The 327-nt window shown below is 70.6% G+C and carries 2 pseudogenes; both read left to right on the top strand.

The features are described 5' to 3' along the window. Window positions 1-220: pseudogene (locus DEIPI_RS38950) on the top strand (pyridoxal 5'-phosphate synthase lyase subunit PdxS); the annotation flags it as partial. Window position 221: 1 nt separating this feature from the next. Continuing rightward, window positions 222-327: pseudogene (locus DEIPI_RS41205) on the top strand (pyridoxal 5'-phosphate synthase glutaminase subunit PdxT); the annotation flags it as partial.

The following is a 327-nucleotide window of genomic DNA, read 5'->3' as shown; positions in this document are numbered from 1 at the left end:
CGGCATGGACGGCGTGTTCGTCGGCAGCGGCATCTTCAAGAGCGGCGGCGGCGACCTCGCCAAGATCGAGCGCCGCGCCCGCGCCATCGTGAAGGCCGTCACGCACTTCCAGAACCCCGACGTGCTCGCGGAAGTCAGCGAGGACCTCGGCGAGCCCATGACGGGCATCAACATCGACAGCCTCATCGAGGAGCAGCGCCTCGCGAAGCGCGGCTGGTAACGTGACGCGCGCGCAGCAGGACGTCACGGTCGGCGTGCTCGCCCTGCAGGGCGCGTTCCGCGAGCACCGCCTGATGCTCGAATCGCTGGGGGCGCGCGTCCGCGAGG

The organism is Deinococcus pimensis DSM 21231, from assembly GCF_000519345.1.
GTDB classification, from domain to species: domain Bacteria; phylum Deinococcota; class Deinococci; order Deinococcales; family Deinococcaceae; genus Deinococcus_A; species Deinococcus_A pimensis.
Note: the sequence above shows the minus strand (reverse complement) of the source record. Positions and strands in the feature narration are given on the sequence as shown.